General features: G+C 44.6%; 19 protein-coding genes. 6 read left to right on the top strand and 13 right to left on the bottom strand.

Annotation, left to right across the window (positions count from 1 at the left end; genetic code table 11):
* Positions 1 to 39: 39 nt before the first annotated feature.
* Positions 40 to 297 carry a hypothetical protein gene (locus tag ACESLK_RS20550; RefSeq protein ID WP_373231578.1) on the bottom strand — a complete coding sequence of 86 codons (258 nt, stop codon included), beginning with the start codon at positions 295 to 297 and terminating at the stop codon, positions 40 to 42.
* A gap of 39 nt (positions 298 to 336) precedes the next feature.
* On the opposite strand from ACESLK_RS20550, the gene ACESLK_RS20545 reads away from it, so the two are divergent.
* Positions 337 to 687, top strand: coding sequence for a hypothetical protein (locus ACESLK_RS20545; RefSeq protein WP_373231577.1), 351 nt, complete (start codon positions 337 to 339; stop codon positions 685 to 687).
* A gap of 303 nt (positions 688 to 990) precedes the next feature.
* Positions 991 to 1,518, top strand: a complete 528-nt coding sequence (locus ACESLK_RS20540) for a hypothetical protein (RefSeq protein WP_373231576.1) — start codon at positions 991 to 993, stop codon at positions 1,516 to 1,518.
* A gap of 9 nt (positions 1,519 to 1,527) precedes the next feature.
* Here the strand turns inward: ACESLK_RS20540 and ACESLK_RS20535 are convergent, their stop codons facing one another.
* From ACESLK_RS20535 to ACESLK_RS20510, 6 genes are all read right to left on the bottom strand, one after another.
* The gene (locus tag ACESLK_RS20535; protein WP_373231575.1) at positions 1,528 to 1,710 is read right to left on the bottom strand and encodes a hypothetical protein; all 183 of its coding nucleotides are present in this window, start codon (positions 1,708 to 1,710) and stop codon (positions 1,528 to 1,530) included.
* Positions 1,711 to 1,745: 35 nt separating this feature from the next.
* On the bottom strand, positions 1,746 to 1,868 hold the full coding sequence (locus tag ACESLK_RS20530) for a helix-turn-helix domain-containing protein (RefSeq protein WP_373231574.1): 123 nt from the start codon (positions 1,866 to 1,868) through the stop codon (positions 1,746 to 1,748).
* A 20-nt stretch (positions 1,869 to 1,888) separates the two neighbouring features.
* A complete protein-coding gene (locus ACESLK_RS20525; RefSeq protein WP_373231573.1) occupies positions 1,889 to 2,599 on the bottom strand; it encodes an MFS transporter in 711 nt (236 codons plus the stop codon).
* A 93-nt stretch (positions 2,600 to 2,692) separates the two neighbouring features.
* Positions 2,693 to 3,229, bottom strand: coding sequence for a cytochrome c biogenesis CcdA family protein (locus ACESLK_RS20520; RefSeq protein WP_373231572.1), 537 nt, complete (start codon positions 3,227 to 3,229; stop codon positions 2,693 to 2,695).
* Positions 3,230 to 3,231: 2 nt separating this feature from the next.
* Positions 3,232 to 3,498 (bottom strand): TlpA family protein disulfide reductase, encoded by a 267-nt coding sequence (locus ACESLK_RS20515; RefSeq protein ID WP_373231571.1) that lies wholly within the window; start codon positions 3,496 to 3,498, stop codon positions 3,232 to 3,234.
* 232 nt (positions 3,499 to 3,730) lie between these two features.
* Entirely contained in the window at positions 3,731 to 4,342 is a 612-nt protein-coding gene (locus tag ACESLK_RS20510; RefSeq protein ID WP_373231570.1) for a hypothetical protein, read from the bottom strand.
* Between the two features lie 213 nt (positions 4,343 to 4,555).
* Between ACESLK_RS20510 and ACESLK_RS20505 the strand changes: the two genes are divergently transcribed.
* Positions 4,556 to 5,128, top strand: coding sequence for a hypothetical protein (locus ACESLK_RS20505; RefSeq protein ID WP_373231569.1), 573 nt, complete (start codon positions 4,556 to 4,558; stop codon positions 5,126 to 5,128).
* Positions 5,129 to 5,953: 825 nt separating this feature from the next.
* Positions 5,954 to 6,310 (top strand): YmaF family protein, encoded by a 357-nt coding sequence (locus tag ACESLK_RS20500; protein ID WP_373231614.1) that lies wholly within the window; start codon positions 5,954 to 5,956, stop codon positions 6,308 to 6,310.
* A gap of 85 nt (positions 6,311 to 6,395) precedes the next feature.
* Here ACESLK_RS20500 and ACESLK_RS20495 read toward each other — a convergent pair whose 3' ends face one another.
* The 3 genes from ACESLK_RS20495 to ACESLK_RS20485 all read right to left on the bottom strand — a co-directional run bounded on the left by ACESLK_RS20495 (position 6,396) and on the right by ACESLK_RS20485 (position 8,478).
* Positions 6,396 to 7,163, bottom strand: coding sequence for a protein-glutamine gamma-glutamyltransferase (locus tag ACESLK_RS20495; protein WP_373231568.1), 768 nt, complete (start codon positions 7,161 to 7,163; stop codon positions 6,396 to 6,398).
* Positions 7,164 to 7,467: 304 nt separating this feature from the next.
* Positions 7,468 to 7,704, bottom strand: coding sequence for a spore germination protein (locus tag ACESLK_RS20490; RefSeq protein WP_373231567.1), 237 nt, complete (start codon positions 7,702 to 7,704; stop codon positions 7,468 to 7,470).
* A 204-nt stretch (positions 7,705 to 7,908) separates the two neighbouring features.
* Positions 7,909 to 8,478, bottom strand: a complete 570-nt coding sequence (locus ACESLK_RS20485) for a cupin domain-containing protein (RefSeq protein ID WP_373231566.1) — start codon at positions 8,476 to 8,478, stop codon at positions 7,909 to 7,911.
* Positions 8,479 to 8,781: 303 nt separating this feature from the next.
* On the opposite strand from ACESLK_RS20485, the gene ACESLK_RS20480 reads away from it, so the two are divergent.
* Positions 8,782 to 11,679 carry a family 78 glycoside hydrolase catalytic domain gene (locus ACESLK_RS20480; RefSeq protein ID WP_373231565.1) on the top strand — a complete coding sequence of 966 codons (2,898 nt, stop codon included), beginning with the start codon at positions 8,782 to 8,784 and terminating at the stop codon, positions 11,677 to 11,679.
* Positions 11,680 to 11,787: 108 nt separating this feature from the next.
* Here the strand turns inward: ACESLK_RS20480 and ACESLK_RS20475 are convergent, their stop codons facing one another.
* The 3 genes from ACESLK_RS20475 to ACESLK_RS20465 all read right to left on the bottom strand — a co-directional run bounded on the left by ACESLK_RS20475 (position 11,788) and on the right by ACESLK_RS20465 (position 13,104).
* On the bottom strand, positions 11,788 to 12,102 hold the full coding sequence (locus ACESLK_RS20475) for an MTH1187 family thiamine-binding protein (protein ID WP_373231564.1): 315 nt from the start codon (positions 12,100 to 12,102) through the stop codon (positions 11,788 to 11,790).
* Positions 12,103 to 12,224: 122 nt separating this feature from the next.
* Positions 12,225 to 12,482 (bottom strand): hypothetical protein, encoded by a 258-nt coding sequence (locus ACESLK_RS20470; protein ID WP_373231563.1) that lies wholly within the window; start codon positions 12,480 to 12,482, stop codon positions 12,225 to 12,227.
* 25 nt (positions 12,483 to 12,507) lie between these two features.
* Entirely contained in the window at positions 12,508 to 13,104 is a 597-nt protein-coding gene (locus ACESLK_RS20465; RefSeq protein WP_373231562.1) for a DUF3221 domain-containing protein, read from the bottom strand.
* A 163-nt stretch (positions 13,105 to 13,267) separates the two neighbouring features.
* Here ACESLK_RS20465 and xerS point away from each other — a divergent pair, with 163 nt between their 5' ends.
* A complete protein-coding gene (xerS, locus tag ACESLK_RS20460; protein WP_373231561.1) occupies positions 13,268 to 14,356 on the top strand; it encodes a tyrosine recombinase XerS in 1,089 nt (362 codons plus the stop codon).
* Positions 14,357 to 14,475: the final 119 nt, after the last annotated feature.

The following is a 14,475-nucleotide window of genomic DNA, read 5'->3' as shown; positions in this document are numbered from 1 at the left end:
GCATCGGTCCGCTAGTTGCAAAGAAACACGATAGCAACATCAGGATCTGCCGTATTCTGCGGTATCTGGAATAACAACGGTTGTGTAGGGAGTCGGCTGATGATGGATAGTATGTTTTACAGCCGTTTCCGCATAAAATTTTCTGGCATTCTCTACACTTCGTTTGCCCCATCCGGAAGTCCGTACTTTTGGATCATGAGCCGTGCGCCCTCCTTGGGCTACTGCCTGATAACAAACTGGGCGGGTACAACCATCCACTCCAACGGGTTTCCCCTGACATAAGTTGATTTGAATCATGATTAACGGTTCAACATCATATTGAGGGAGGTGGAACCTATGCAATCGTTTTGTCCCATTTCTGTAGATGCGATTCGCCCATACATCGGTAAACAGGTCTGTGCTGTTTTGCACGATGGAACACATTTATATGGTACTATCACTGATTGCCGGGAAGGACAACTGTTAATAAGCGGATGCGTAAAAGGGCCTGGAACTGTGACGACCAGTGCAATACAGGCAAAAGCCCAAATCCGCACTAAACTTAAAAACAAAGCAAAAATATCTGCGTTTACCCCGTTTTTCGGCTTTGGCGGAGGAGCAGCGGTCGCTGCGATTTCGCTAGCCCTGATCGCATCTCTGTTTTTTTTCCCGTTTGGATTTGGATTTGGATTTCCGTTCTTCTTTTAATTGTTTAATGCTAATGCAAATTAGCGGAACCTGTTTTCTTTCAGGTTCCGCTATTTCTTTTTTGTAACGAGTTCTGCTACCAAACAGTATCCAATAGAAATTGTACTTGTTACGTGTACAAGACCGGAAAAAAATAAGTTCGAGTAAACGATTGACAATATGGGTGATATCAATTATTTTGTATTAGACTAAAAGTTTTGCATTAAGGAAAAACATTTATATCACAAGAAACAATTGCCGTAGTTTATAGAGAGGTGTTTAGTCGTTCATCTATCAGATTATCTACGAGGAGGTTAAAAGTGAATGATTGGGCCCTTGCAGAAGCTTCAAAGACAGAATCTGGAAAGACGGGGGTTTGAATCATTGATTTTGTTGTTGCGCGTTCTTTTCGGTTTGGGTTGGCTCTTGGCGGGGGTTACTAAGATTATAGGGAAATCCTGGTTCGGTGAGCCGGGGGTATTCCTCAGAGATTACTTAATCGACGCAATGGGAAAATCGAATGTGCCCGGATTTTATAAATATCTCATCGAACATGTGGCATTAGATCATGTTTTGTTTTTGAATTACAGCATTCCGTTGGTTCAGATCGTGCTAGGATGCTTACTCGTTACAGGCTTACTGACATTCCCATCCATTCTGATTTGTATTTTTATACATATTAACTTCATTCTGTCAGGCAATATGAATTTAATCAGTCTTACTCTTTATACCAGTGCTTTCAGCCTGATACTTTGCGGAAGACGCGTCTACATGCTTAGTTTAGATCGATACTTCAAATTGGAGAACTTATTTGCCTTCCATAAAGAGGAGTCACCGTTGAAGAGAAATTAATGACGTATATTATTTATACTTCCTAACAAACGACGAATCGATAACCTGCTTCAATCGCCAACACCATTTACCGTGAACGGAAATACCCCGATAGAGCAGCAAGGCTTCCCCTTCTCCGGTTGACAGAATCGACAAGTATTTCGATTGGGGGCTGTACTTCTTTAATCTTCTCCCTGACAAATATCGTTCCATATTTAGTTGAGACATTCATAAAAGTAGACCCTTTTTTAGACATATTCAGAGAGATGATTCAAGTTGACATGAACGGACATGCGACCTGTTTTGATTACACCGTCTTTGGACAAATCATTCAAAACCGTCGTAACGGTTTCCCGCGTGGAACCGATCATGTTGGCAATTTCCTGATGACTTAGCGGAATGCCATGAACGGTCCGATCCACCCCCAGAATGCATACAGTTCCCACATATGCCCCATATAAGCTGCATTCATTTGAATCAGCTTTTTATTATTCCTTATCATAGAAAATGATTGAAAGAATGACCTAGCAGCGTTCTTCTTTGGCTCAGGGTCTAATCGATAAACAAACATCATGAATGCGCCAACAAAAGCTGTGCATGAGGTGAATAAGATAATCTCACGCCAGTTGAATAGAGCGGTTAATGGCGCAGCAATAAAAAATGAACTTCCTGAACCAATAACCAGAGATCCCACGAATATTCCAAACACCTTGCCGCGCTCTCTTGAAGGATACAATCCAGATAAATACTTCAAACCAGGAACATAGATTCCACCAAGTCCAAATCCAACCAAAAACCGCAAGGAAATCGCAGTCCAATAACTGTTGGCAAGTTGTGCGAACATGATCCCCGCCGTACCCGTTATCAAGGCAAACACAATAAATATATGCCTAGGTTTTACACGATCTGTTAATCTGCCTACCAAGATCACAGAGAGCAGATACCCAAACTGAAAGCTCGACAGAACCATCCCCGCTTGAAAAGAAGTTAATAGCAAATCCCGTTGTATGAGAGGCAGTAATGAAGAAAAGTTAAACCAGCCCAAGATAACTAGCCATTGTGAAAAGCTTATAATCCAGACCGGAGAAATTCGGTATTTCATTAGATGATTCCTCCGCTTAGGCAATGTGTATCAATTTATAATATTCCTCTAAAATCAAAAAGATTGTTTAAATAGGCGGACAATATAGCCAACTTATTGGTAACCAGGAGGATTCCGATGGCGATCAAGACTACACCTCCCGATTTCATTAACACAGCCGAATAAGATAATCGAACCGAGCATAGGTCCGATGCATGGTGTCCAACCGGCGGCAAATCCGAGCCCGAGTAAGAATGAACCGAGATAACTTCCTACAGGTCGTTCTATGTTCATTGCTCTCCGATCTTGTACAAACCACTTCAAACGAAGTAAACCAACAAGTATGAAGCCCATAACGATGAATAGAATACCGCTGCCGATGCGGATCCATTCCCGATAGTCAATCAGCCATTGTCCGAGCAAGGTAGCGGAAAATCCAAGCATGAAATAGATCAGAGAAATTCCAAGAATAAACACTGCTGTATGTGCCATAATACGATTTCGGATCTGTCTGCTCTTGCTAGGATCCGCAATCTCTTTGTAGGATAGTCCGGTTAATCGCGAGATATATGCGGGATAAAGTGGCAGTGCACAAGGAGACAGGAAGGATAGAAGACCTGCCGCGAATGCTAAACCGAGTTGCAAATTCATGGTTATCCTCCCTGTTCACTCATTTCCTCGATCAAGTTGTCCAGGATGTCCCGATAGGCTTGTACACCCTTCTCACCTGCCGCTCCTACTTTTTTATATGCCAGATTGCCTTGATGATCAAGTAGTATAAAAGTAGGCGTGCTTAATACTCGAAAGCTTTCGGTTACTTCTCCGTCTTGATCGAGGTAAATGGGAATTTGATATTTATTTTTCAGGGCATAAGCTTCCACGTCCTTAACTGAATCTCTTCTTTGCAGAAATGGCACCACGTCGCCCAGAAGCTTAAGAACATCGGTTTATTCACAATAGAGCTATCGATGGTCGTGTCGTTTAATCCCTGCAATTTGAAATCGGCAGTTTCAGGTCTATTCTCTGAAGAAGCTTGTGGTAGTGATTGCGGTGGTGAAGACTTCTCTTCCACGTTAGAGCAGGCACCGAGCACAAAGATCATAAGTAGTATCGCAATGATCCATCCTCGACGATTCCATGTTTGTAGGTTCTTCATTGTTTATCCACCTCCGGATTCGTATCAGTAGCTTCCACCCATTTAGTTGGAAAGAACTCTATACAGATTATACCTGCAAGAACTAAAGCCATTGTAATCGGTCCGTAAGGATTAACATGTGACTGAAAAGTGAGAGCTGAAATCCCGATCAGAACGACACCAACCCGATTTACTCCTTTGATGTATAATGCTACGGCTGCGAGTAACATGGCAGCCACCCATGACCATACGGCTAAGTTCATGATGATTGGTCCACCGGGCATATCCAAATTAAACAAGGCCAGAAACAAACCAAACATGTGATCATAAGCCGCATCCCCCTCAGCGATAGAGGCACCACGAACATAGCGAAACAATATGCCTGATGCTATTCCCGCTATCGTATCGAATGCGGTATACGATATCGCAAAGATCCATAATGCTACTCGGCTCAACGAGGCAAATAGATTGTCCGTTTTTCGTAACAATAACCATACCGACGTTGCAACTAATGCAAATAGCGGCATCTGAAGTATATGAAGAATTAACCACCAGTCTCCATGATGAGAATGCGATAGCATTTCATCAAAAAACACATGCGTCGGATGCCAGATTCCAAGTAAACCCAAACTAGCTGGAGCTCCTATTAAAACCAACCATCTTAACCACTTTTTCCATTGCAAGAGAGAACACACCCCTTATCTTTATCGTCATCTATTTCATATCGTAACAGATTATATATTTTCCTTATGTAAGCCATCTTACATACTTGAGATTTCCGTCACCTATATAATTGTAATTGTTGAAATCATTATAATCATTAGATTCGAGGAGGCAGAATGATGACAAGTTCTAAAGGGAAGATCAATTTCAAAGCGGGGATCATTGCTAGTCTTGTTGGCGGATTGATTATGGCCATTCCGATGGGAATGATGGGTTCCTTACCCGGCATCGCAACCATGGTCGGTAGTGACACGGCCGTCGTTGGTTTTATTGTACACATGGTTATCAGCTTGATCTTTGGTATCGCCTTTTCCGTATTTGCTAGTATGATCAAACTGAATCCGGCGGTCATCGGTCTTATCTTCGGTGTGATCATTTGGGTTATCGGGCCGTTGCTCTTGATGCCTATGCTTACAGGTGGAGCAGGCGCTTGCGGTACAGCAGCTTGCGGCACAGCTGAAAAATCTGCTTGCGGTACAGTTGAAAAATCTGCTTGCGGCACAGTCAAAAAATCCGCTTGCGGTACAGTTGATAAATCTGCTTGTGGAACTGCAGCGGTAACTTCGAATGCTTGCGGCAATCCGTGCGCTGGAGGCGGGGCATCGGCAATGCTACTAAGTCTGGCTACACACCTTCTTTACGGCTTGATTACAGGCGTTACTTTCAAAATGGTTGCCAGGAAGACAGCTTAATCATAAAAAAGCCCGCATCGATTCCTTGTAGGAACATGCGGGCTTTTATTTTTGCCACTATTTAAATTTTCCGTTCTTTTTCTTCTTGCATCTTTATCCTTTTCTGATTTTGATTTGCCAATGCGCATCACCAATTTGTTGAAACTCGAGGATATGGTGTCCATTCCGTATGACCCATCGCGGAAGGGTTTCCGTCGCTTGCGTGCAACCAAAATCTATTCGCCGCCAGTAAGGACCTGAATGCAATCCCGATAACCAGAAACGTCCCCCAATCCAAAGTACTCCAGTATTCTTGATTTTTCTGTAAGATAGATTACTTATCGGAAAAGACAAAAAACTGAATCTGAATATGATCATAAACATACAAGCGGAGCGATCAGCTCGCGAATAAATTGAAAAATTATTTGAAAATAAGTGATCAGAATCATGACTGTGAAATCAAAAAGCCTCTTATTATCTTCTTGACCGACGACAAACAAAAAAACCGACCAGAACGAATCTGATCGGCCAATTAAGATGGTGGATTAAGCGAGGAAATTAGATAACCGCACTCCCTGCAATAATGATCACCAGAAGAATAAATAGGACCAACGCAAACGTAGCAGCGCTACCGTAACCAACTCCAACACCCATGGATTTTCAACCTCCACCCTCTCGGTATTTGTGATGTCTTATCACTCTGTCATGATATGAGGGGGTCAGATGGACGGTTTGTACGTTTGTTCCTTATTGACAATTTACTACTTTTATAGCCTTAAAGTCGCATGCGCGAAAAAACATAAGGGAATATTCACGTAATTCTAATTTTCCGCTACAGGTTTTGTTATTCATAACGAAGATTCAGGTTCTGATCATTCCCATGTATTGTATATTACGACTTGGGATGGAAGACCCGTTCATGTACATCAGTTTTCCGGCGTCACCTCTTTTGATGTCGGACATCGACATCAATACGCAGGCACTACAGAATCGGCACCCTCGGGAGTCCCCCATTTCCATGGTTACTCTACTTACACGTCATTTGACGATGGTCATACTCATGTGATTAGAGGAACTACGGGACCCGCTATTCCCTTACCAGCCGGTGGACACATTCATTATTTTGAAGGGTCTACTACGGTTAATGGCATGATTCCACACACACACAGATATAGTGGTAATACCGGAGATGAATTACACTAACACAGATGAATATAATCCGGCTGGACTATTTGAGAATGATGTCAGAAACATAAAACCGGCTTCCGAATGTTGGAAGCCGGCTTTCTTATTCAAATACCCTGACATAACGAGAAAACCCAATTTTTGCAGAAATGAAATTGCTGTTGTATCGCGGGATGGATTCGGCGCCGTTGTCAGCAGAGAGATGATATAAATATTTGAAATCCAGGTAAGTGACTTGATCCATAAGGTAAGCGGATTGGGTACTATTCGGCTTCCTATGCTTATTAAGTGCAGCGATTATACCATTCGCATTTGTTATGCCAATCCCGTGCCCGTAATACAGGTTATCATCGAGCTTAACAACGTTCTCACCCTGCCACTCCGTTGTATCGGGGTTTACATCCGGATTTTTAAAATAGAGAATATCTCCCGGATAACTTTCTCTAGTGGTGTTAATGGTTGTTAATCGAAGATCTTTATCATAGTTCCAGTCCCATAAAAGGAGATCTGTAAAATAACGATTAAAGCTATATTCACCGATGGAATCAAGAACCGCCTTATACAAAACGATTACTTTCGCTGTAGCGCACTCAAAAGCATAAAGAGAACCGTTCGTAAAAATATCTCTTATCGCAGTTGAAGGAAGAACGCCACTTCTAAGCTTAAAACCCCCGTATTCGGTTAGATTCCAAAACATAGGATTGCATTTTGATTTCTCAAAGGTAGCAAATGCTGAATTGCTCCTTAACAGTGCATGAGCGGTCTCGACTATTTTTGTTCTTAGCTTCATTTCAAATCTTAACTCAGGCAGTGATTCATAGCTGTAGACGATCGGGCTCTTATCTTTCAGCATAAAAATGGTACGCTCCATGCCAAGAAATAGGGATGGATCTATTGAATTCATTCCCAATACGGTAATCACAATGCTCATCCTTTCTATTCAGACGTTTTGACAGTAATATCTGTGTTAGTTAGAATATTCTAACATTCGATTAAAGTGAAAATCATCTTCTTGAACTAGGCAAGAAGAGAAGCGCATACTACATTGGTGAAAAAGGTTCCCGGGACAGGAGTCAAATTGGACAAGCCTCCACCAATAAAAAAAACTCAACAAGCTACCTCCCAAACACGGTACGAGGGGGTTGCTTATTGAGTTAGGTAAGTTAATATCTAATTCAATTTCTATTTCTATTTCTTTTCTTGCGCTTCGATAACGTGACATCTGGAACAATCGGATTGTTTGGTATTGTCAGGCTGAATCGGGTGTTATCAAGAGAGACCTCTCCGGTGACACCTTCGCCTGATTCCTCGTTGTTCTTCGTCGTGTTATTAGGGGAAATGTTGATGACATTTCCAAAAATGATCGTACCTTCGTTTTTTGCAATATTAACCCTTCCGATATGACAAGACATGAAATGATCAACTTCCTTTTATCTATTTCTACGTTATTTGTACATGCCACTATTTTATGTGGAGATATTAACATCGGCATTGGCTTTTCCAATAGTAACATGAGCCTAAATGGTAATTCCAATATAAAATCCCTCCTTCATTGCAGGAGGGATTCGGATTTTTTGTCAATTTATGAGGATATACCCGTACCTTTATCAGCTATCTTAGTGGCGTTCGCTTATCCCAGACTTGGCCGCATATTCACGTACGCCAAGAGATTCAGAGGGCTGTCTCCGCAATTGCTCGGTGATCGCATCCATGCCGCTGTCTGTGTCTCGTTTGCGGCGCGGACGACTGAGCTCGTTCACCCTCTCATCGAGTTCTCTTGTTATATGAATAAGCAGTCGCATGACTTCTGATTGAACCATCGTTACATAATTCGATCGACGCTGGCAGAATTCTTCATACATGATGTTGAATGAATGCTGGAAAAAACCGTACCTGTCATGCAGGTGCAGCCAAGATTGTTCAGGATATGCGCTTTTAAGCAGTTGACGAAGGCGCTCGTCCTCCAGGAAGCTGTGAAGCAATCGTATAGAGAACAATTCGGTAAAGATACAGTTGTAGACGATCAATCGCCTTTGATCAGGAGCTGTTGACGTCGGGCGGAACACATGAGACACCCCAACCGGCAGAAAAAACAAATCTCCCTTGTCGACCGGGATGGTATTCCCTTCAATATAGTGATATCCCTTGCCTTCACTGACATAACTTAATTCGATAAACGGAGACACGATTCACAAACACTGGCACATCCGGTGTCAGATATTGGCTGATACTTGTTACGGAGACGAATTTTTTCACTTCAGGCACCCCCAGAGGCTTCCATGAAATCAAGTGTATCTGCACTTTCTGCTCTTGACAAGAAAACTGTGAGATGACGACATGTTGTTCCATAACTTCCGCATTAGTCACACACACTTAAAAATAGCCGTATCACCCCCATATTTTGTCCGAAACCGCCCTTCTATCAGCATTTCTTTACTTTATAATGAAGCAGTGAAATCGAATGTTATTTCTAATTGGGGGGTCTACTTATGGATCATCAATCTCAGTCAGATTGGAAAGCATCCTGGATATGGGGTATAGGGCAGGAAAGCCCGAGGAATGAATGGCGCTGCTTCAGGCGTTCCTTCACTCCTGAAACCTATGTAAAGCAAGCGAAGCTGCGGATTACGGCGGATTCCCGTTATGTGTTATATGTCGGTGGTAAGCTGATTGGCCGCGGTCCCGTTAGATCGTGGCCCACCGAATTGGCGTACGATGAATATGAAATAGGACATCTCATGAGCTCCGGAGTTGAGACCGTTGTCTCAGTACTTGTGCTTCATTACGGTCTTTCCACATTTCAATATTTGCGCGGCCGCGGTGGATTGCTTCTGGAGGTAAAGGGTGTTGGGGGCTCTGACGAGAGTTCGATGCTGGCAACAGACTCCGCTTGGAAAACATCGATCCATAAGGGATACAATTCAACCTCATCCCGCATGTCGTGCCAGCTAGGCTTCACGGAAATCGTCGACGCTCGGGATTGGGACAATGCTTGGACGGAACCCTGTTACGATGATAGCGAATGGGAAGCGGCTGCGGTCATTGGTCCAGTTGGAATGCAGCCATGGACCAAGCTGGTTAAACGGCCTATCCCTTACTTGACCGAAGAGCCGATATACCCGGACCGTGTGGAAGCTTTTAGCGCTGTTAAGCCTGCGGCATGGAGTGCCGTCTTCGATCTACGCGGCATTATGATGCCGGAAAGCGCGGATCACGCGAACAATGTCCAATTCAGCGGATTCTTTGCTGCAATCATTCAGCTAGATCAAGCGGCTACATTCACGATCGGCATTGTCGACGACGGGCGCTGCAAAAGCGCCATCAGCCTTGACGGCCAATGGTACGAGCTCGACAACTATGTTGGCGAAGCACCGGAGCGTTACCTTACCGTCGATCTGCAGTCCGGAGAGCATTTCCTCTTGATTGATGTCACGTGCGTCACTCACGGCCATGGCTTTCATCTTGGTTTCGACGCTGCTGGTACGAAGTTCGACGTCCTTCCGCCCGTTGCAGTCAATGATGGCTTCGCCCCTTTCGTCGCGATAGGACCGTTCGATAAACTCGAAATCATCGATAATCAGCCTGGTCGGAAGCTGATCATAGACCATCCAGACTATGAATCCATCCGCAATGTCTCGTCTTCAGAAGGACTGAAGCCTCACCTTGCGTGGATTCGTCCAGTTGATCCTCAACTGTTCAATCGGAACGATGTCTTCACATCCAACGTCTGGAAGACAACGGAGAGGGCAATGTCCGTGCCTTCAGCGTTGCAGCACGCCGTCATTCCCGGTCCCGACTCTGCAGAAATCCCAGTCTTCGCCGGGTTGGACAGCGAGCTCGTGATCGATTTCGGCCGCGAGTTGTCCGGTTACGTCGCCTTCGAGCTGGACGCTGCAAGCGGCACTGTCATCGACGGTTACGGACTCGAATATATGAAGGACGGATGGCGACAGCACACCTACTTGCTCGATAATACATTTCGGTACACCTGCCGCGAAGGCAGGCAATCCTATGTGTCCTTCGTGCGAAGAGGACTTCGTTACTTAACTCTTACCGTTCGCGGCGCTGCGCGCCCGGCAAAGGTATATGAGGTTAAGCTGCTGCAGAGCAATTATCCGCTTGCTAATGTCGGACGGTTCCGGAGCAGTGATCCGCTGCTAAACGATATATGGCTCATCAGTCGGGATACAACCCGACTTTGCATGGAAGACACTTTCGTCGATTGTCCCGCGTTCGAGCAAGTATATTGGGTCGGCGATGCGCGCAATGAAGCACTCGTAAATTACTATACGTTCGGCGCCCGCGAAATCGTGGAACATTGCCTGAAGCTCGTGACGGGCTCCAGCTACCAGACACCGCTATATTCCGATCAGGTGCCAAGCGGCTGGAACAGCGTTATTCCCAACTGGACATTCTTCTGGATCGCCGCATGCCGCGAATATTACCAGTTTGACGGCAAGCTGGTCTTCCTTACAGATATCTGGCTTCATATCAAGCATACTTTGAAGCATTACTTGGTTCTTCTGAATGATCAAGGTCTCTTCGAGCGGGAGGGTTGGAATCTTCTCGATTGGGCGCCGTTCGAGCAGCCAAGAGAAGGCATTGTTACACCGCAGAACATGTTCCTCGTCAGAGCGCTTCGCCATGGTGCTGAGATCGGAACTCTCGTAGGCGATCATACGAGTGCAGGAGAACTTCTCGAAGAAGCGGATAAACTGCGCGCGTCAATTGATCGACTATTATGGAATGAGGAACGAGAGGCCTACTTGGATTGTATTCGATCGGACGGGAGCCCATCGTCAACCGTCAGCATGCAGACGCAGATTGTCGCTTACCTGTGCGACATTCCGAGCGAAGCGAGGATGAGTCGTTTAGAGGAATATATCGTTTCGCCTCCGGAATCGTTCGTGCAAGTCGGCAGCCCTTTCATGTCCTTCTTCTATTACGAGGCATTAGCAAAGGTGAAGCGTCTGGACATCATGTTGAAGGATATACGAAATAACTATGGCTTTATGATCGAGAACGATGCCACCACCTGCTGGGAAATGTATCCGTGGAGCGGTTACAACGAGAATCCGAAAATGCTGACGCGCAGCCACTGCCATGCTTGGTCAGCTGGTCCCTCTTACTTCTTCGGCGCGTATGTGTTAGGCGTTCAAGGCTTGACACCGGGATGGTCCAAGGTACGAATTTCTCCACAGCCTAGCGGGCTGAAATGGGCCAACGGAACAGTTCCGCTTGCGCACAACGGCCGCATCGACGTCTCCTGGCGAATCTTGGAGAAAGATCGACTGCACCTTCGAGTCGAGGCTCCGAGACAGGTTGAGATTATCGCCGATGCGCCCGAAGGATATGAGATGACAGTCGAGCACATATACTTGGAATAGCTTTGTTACTTCGTGTATTACCTAACCACAACAAAGAACCGATAGACGTATCCACGTCATCGGCTCTTTGTTTGTATTTCTGTAACCGGAATATACAACTGTCTCCGATTATTCTTTTAATTTTAGTTTTTCTTCAATGGACTGAAGCTTCTGCTCCATCGACCCTTTCTTATCCCTGCGATCATCGATTGTGATGGAAGTAGAAACTCTCATAGCCCCATTCTCGAATGGGACTTCATGCATTCGTCTTACAACCGCTAGCAAATCATCCAGTTCCCCTTCAATAATCGTACTCATTGGAGTGAGCTGATATTTGATCTCTTCCTTTGATTGTTCTAACACCTGATGAACCGACGCAACATAATCGCTAACACTCGGCGTTCCTGTCCCTAGAGGAACAATCGTAACTTGAATAATGGCCACTTTGAAATCCCTCCGATCATTTTCCCCTTAGTACTTAATGACACTAACTATTGGACTCCTACTAATAGTTTACATAATTATTATTATGTACTATTTGACCTCATAAAGTGGAGGTATAACAATTAATTAATTTTTCGTTTCATAACCCAGTTAACAACCCAAAGCACGGAAGCAATAATATAAATTGGGATAACAACAACGATTAAAGTTGCGAGGTCAGACAGATCATCCCAACCGTCCTTCTCTTTCAGCATCTCATAGAGAAAGATGAGTATTCCAACGAGATAGAGCGCGGATGGCCACCAACGCCTCTTCCATAGCGCCAATGTCGGTGCCGCAATAAGTAATGTCCAGATTAATACATAGCCGATGCCATCCATCGCACAACCTCCACTAGTCTAAAAGTCATCTAACAATCCGCACCTGCGTGACCACTTGTTCATCCATAATCTGATATCCCGGGAACCAAATTTCTACCCGATCCCCCACCTTGATTTGTTTAGCATCTGATAAAGCATCGTTCAGCAAGTAATCCGTTGATGGGATTAGGCTCAGCTTTTTACCATCCACCTCCATATAACTTTTCAATTCATCGGAATCATCAAGGTAAACGTTGGTTACTGTTCCTTGCAGGTCGCCCTTGCCAACATTGGAGTTTACTACCTCCAGCCTAATTCCTTCAGTTTGCATCGGATAGCTCTCAAGCATGACTCCAGTGCTCCAAGCCTTCACGAGGTAACCAATTTTAACTCCCTCTAATTGCTCTTTATTGAATTTGACCCATATCGGAGTCGGCGTTGTATTGCCAGGGATAGCTGTCTCTTTGTCTACGATGAGCAGACGATTCCCCTCCATAGAGGTGATCGTTCCTTTAATATCAGGCTCGGCGGACCTGAGGTTTGATCCGGTAGATTGGTTATTCTGCTTCTCTCCACATGCGGCTAGAACGACTATGAACACCAACACCATAACCATAACTGTGAATACTCTTTTTATTTTCATAGCATAACCCCCCCATAATTATCAACCACAATAAGCTCTATGTTATCTAGACGTTATTATTAATATCAATGTTGCTTCATAAACGCCTATTTATCGCCGCCAACACTTGTATAATTCCATAACTCCTATTACAGTTGAAAGAGACAGCTAATGAGGTGAATGCATGAACCTGCAAAAGAAAAAAGATCGCGAAGAGCTCGATCAACGAATTCCAAGAATGCCTTGGTACGTCGAGAAATTCATGAACTATAAACTGCCGGACTTGTCCCCTTCCTCCTTATTGGAGTACATACGCGATTATGAAACATTTCTTTCCTGGTTGATGGCAGAGGGATTAACGTCAACGGATAAAATGACCGAGATTCCTTTGGAGGATCTAGAACGTCTTCACATGGACAGCGTCGATAATTTCCGAATGTTCCTTGCGACCAAGCGAGACCATGCGAACACGAAGACAACTATTTCTCGTAAGCTCTCATCCCTTCGCTCCTTGTTCCATTACTTAAGCCAGATTGCCGAGGATGATCATTTCTACCCCTTGCTTAAGCGCAATGTGATGGCTAAGGTCTCCGTCAAACGCACACAGAAACCTAAGGATACCGCTGCTAAGCTGGAAGGTAAGCTTCTTCAGGAACAAGAGATTATCGAATTCATTAACTACATTAAACAAGATTATGCTCATGATGTGGCAACGAATAAACAGGCGATCTATTCCCATGAGCTCAATCGGGTGCGAGACTGCTGTATCGTAAGCTTAATTCTGAATTCCGGGCTTCGAGTGTCCGAGCTCGTGAACTTGAATATGGATGATATAGACTTTAAGAAAAGACTTGTCTATGTCTTCCGCAAAGGGAAGAACGACGATACGTTCAAGACGCCCGTCTACTTCCGACAGGATGCGGTCAGCGATCTTGAAGAATACCTGGCTCAGCGAGAAACAAGATACAAAGCTCCTAAGAAAGAAAAAGCCCTATTCCTCGCCATCGCGAATGGAAAGAAGGAAGGCTCAAGAATGACCAAACGTGCGATTCAAGAGATGGTCATGAAATACGCCAGACGCTTCGGCAAGCCTTACTTGTCCGTCCATAAGCTGCGTCACTCTTTCGCTACCGACTACTACTTAAGTAACGATCTATACAAAACCCAAGAGCAGCTCGGTCATGCGTCACCTGAAACAACCCAAATCTATGCGCATCTCACTGATAAGACAATGGCCGAAGCGATCGACCGCCGAAAGACGGATGAGGCTTAAAGCGGTATTAGTAGAGTAGAGAACTGAAATTTCATTGGAGGGCGCAAGCCCTCTTTTTACTTTTTCAGCTCCCCCTGCATCAAACCGGACGTGAGGTTTTCCCTCATCCGGCTTTCCGA

This window comes from Cohnella sp. (assembly GCF_041640265.1).
In the GTDB taxonomy this organism is placed as follows: domain Bacteria; phylum Bacillota; class Bacilli; order Paenibacillales; family Paenibacillaceae; genus Cohnella.
The sequence above is the reverse complement of the archived record's forward strand: the minus strand, read 5'-3'. Positions and strand labels throughout refer to the sequence as shown.

Bases quoted from the DNA above. Each gene is read 5' to 3' on its own strand.
- ACESLK_RS20550 (WP_373231578.1), bottom strand. From the start codon at position 297: ATGATTCAAATCAACTTATGTCAGGGGAAACCCGTTGGAGTGGATGGT.
- ACESLK_RS20545 (WP_373231577.1), top strand. From the start codon at position 337: ATGCAATCGTTTTGTCCCATTTCTGTAGATGCGATTCGCCCATACATC.
- ACESLK_RS20540 (WP_373231576.1), top strand. From the start codon at position 991: ATGATTGGGCCCTTGCAGAAGCTTCAAAGACAGAATCTGGAAAGACGG.
- ACESLK_RS20535 (WP_373231575.1), bottom strand. From the start codon at position 1,710: ATGGAACGATATTTGTCAGGGAGAAGATTAAAGAAGTACAGCCCCCAA.
- ACESLK_RS20530 (WP_373231574.1), bottom strand. From the start codon at position 1,868: ATGATCGGTTCCACGCGGGAAACCGTTACGACGGTTTTGAATGATTTG.
- ACESLK_RS20525 (WP_373231573.1), bottom strand. From the start codon at position 2,599: ATGAAATACCGAATTTCTCCGGTCTGGATTATAAGCTTTTCACAATGG.
- ACESLK_RS20520 (WP_373231572.1), bottom strand. From the start codon at position 3,229: ATGAATTTGCAACTCGGTTTAGCATTCGCGGCAGGTCTTCTATCCTTC.
- ACESLK_RS20505 (WP_373231569.1), top strand. From the start codon at position 4,556: ATGACAAGTTCTAAAGGGAAGATCAATTTCAAAGCGGGGATCATTGCT.
- ACESLK_RS20495 (WP_373231568.1), bottom strand. From the start codon at position 7,163: ATGGAGCGTACCATTTTTATGCTGAAAGATAAGAGCCCGATCGTCTAC.
- ACESLK_RS20490 (WP_373231567.1), bottom strand. From the start codon at position 7,704: ATGTCTTGTCATATCGGAAGGGTTAATATTGCAAAAAACGAAGGTACG.
- ACESLK_RS20480 (WP_373231565.1), top strand. From the start codon at position 8,782: ATGGATCATCAATCTCAGTCAGATTGGAAAGCATCCTGGATATGGGGT.
- ACESLK_RS20470 (WP_373231563.1), bottom strand. From the start codon at position 12,482: ATGGATGGCATCGGCTATGTATTAATCTGGACATTACTTATTGCGGCA.
- ACESLK_RS20465 (WP_373231562.1), bottom strand. From the start codon at position 13,104: ATGAAAATAAAAAGAGTATTCACAGTTATGGTTATGGTGTTGGTGTTC.
- xerS (WP_373231561.1), top strand. From the start codon at position 13,268: ATGAACCTGCAAAAGAAAAAAGATCGCGAAGAGCTCGATCAACGAATT.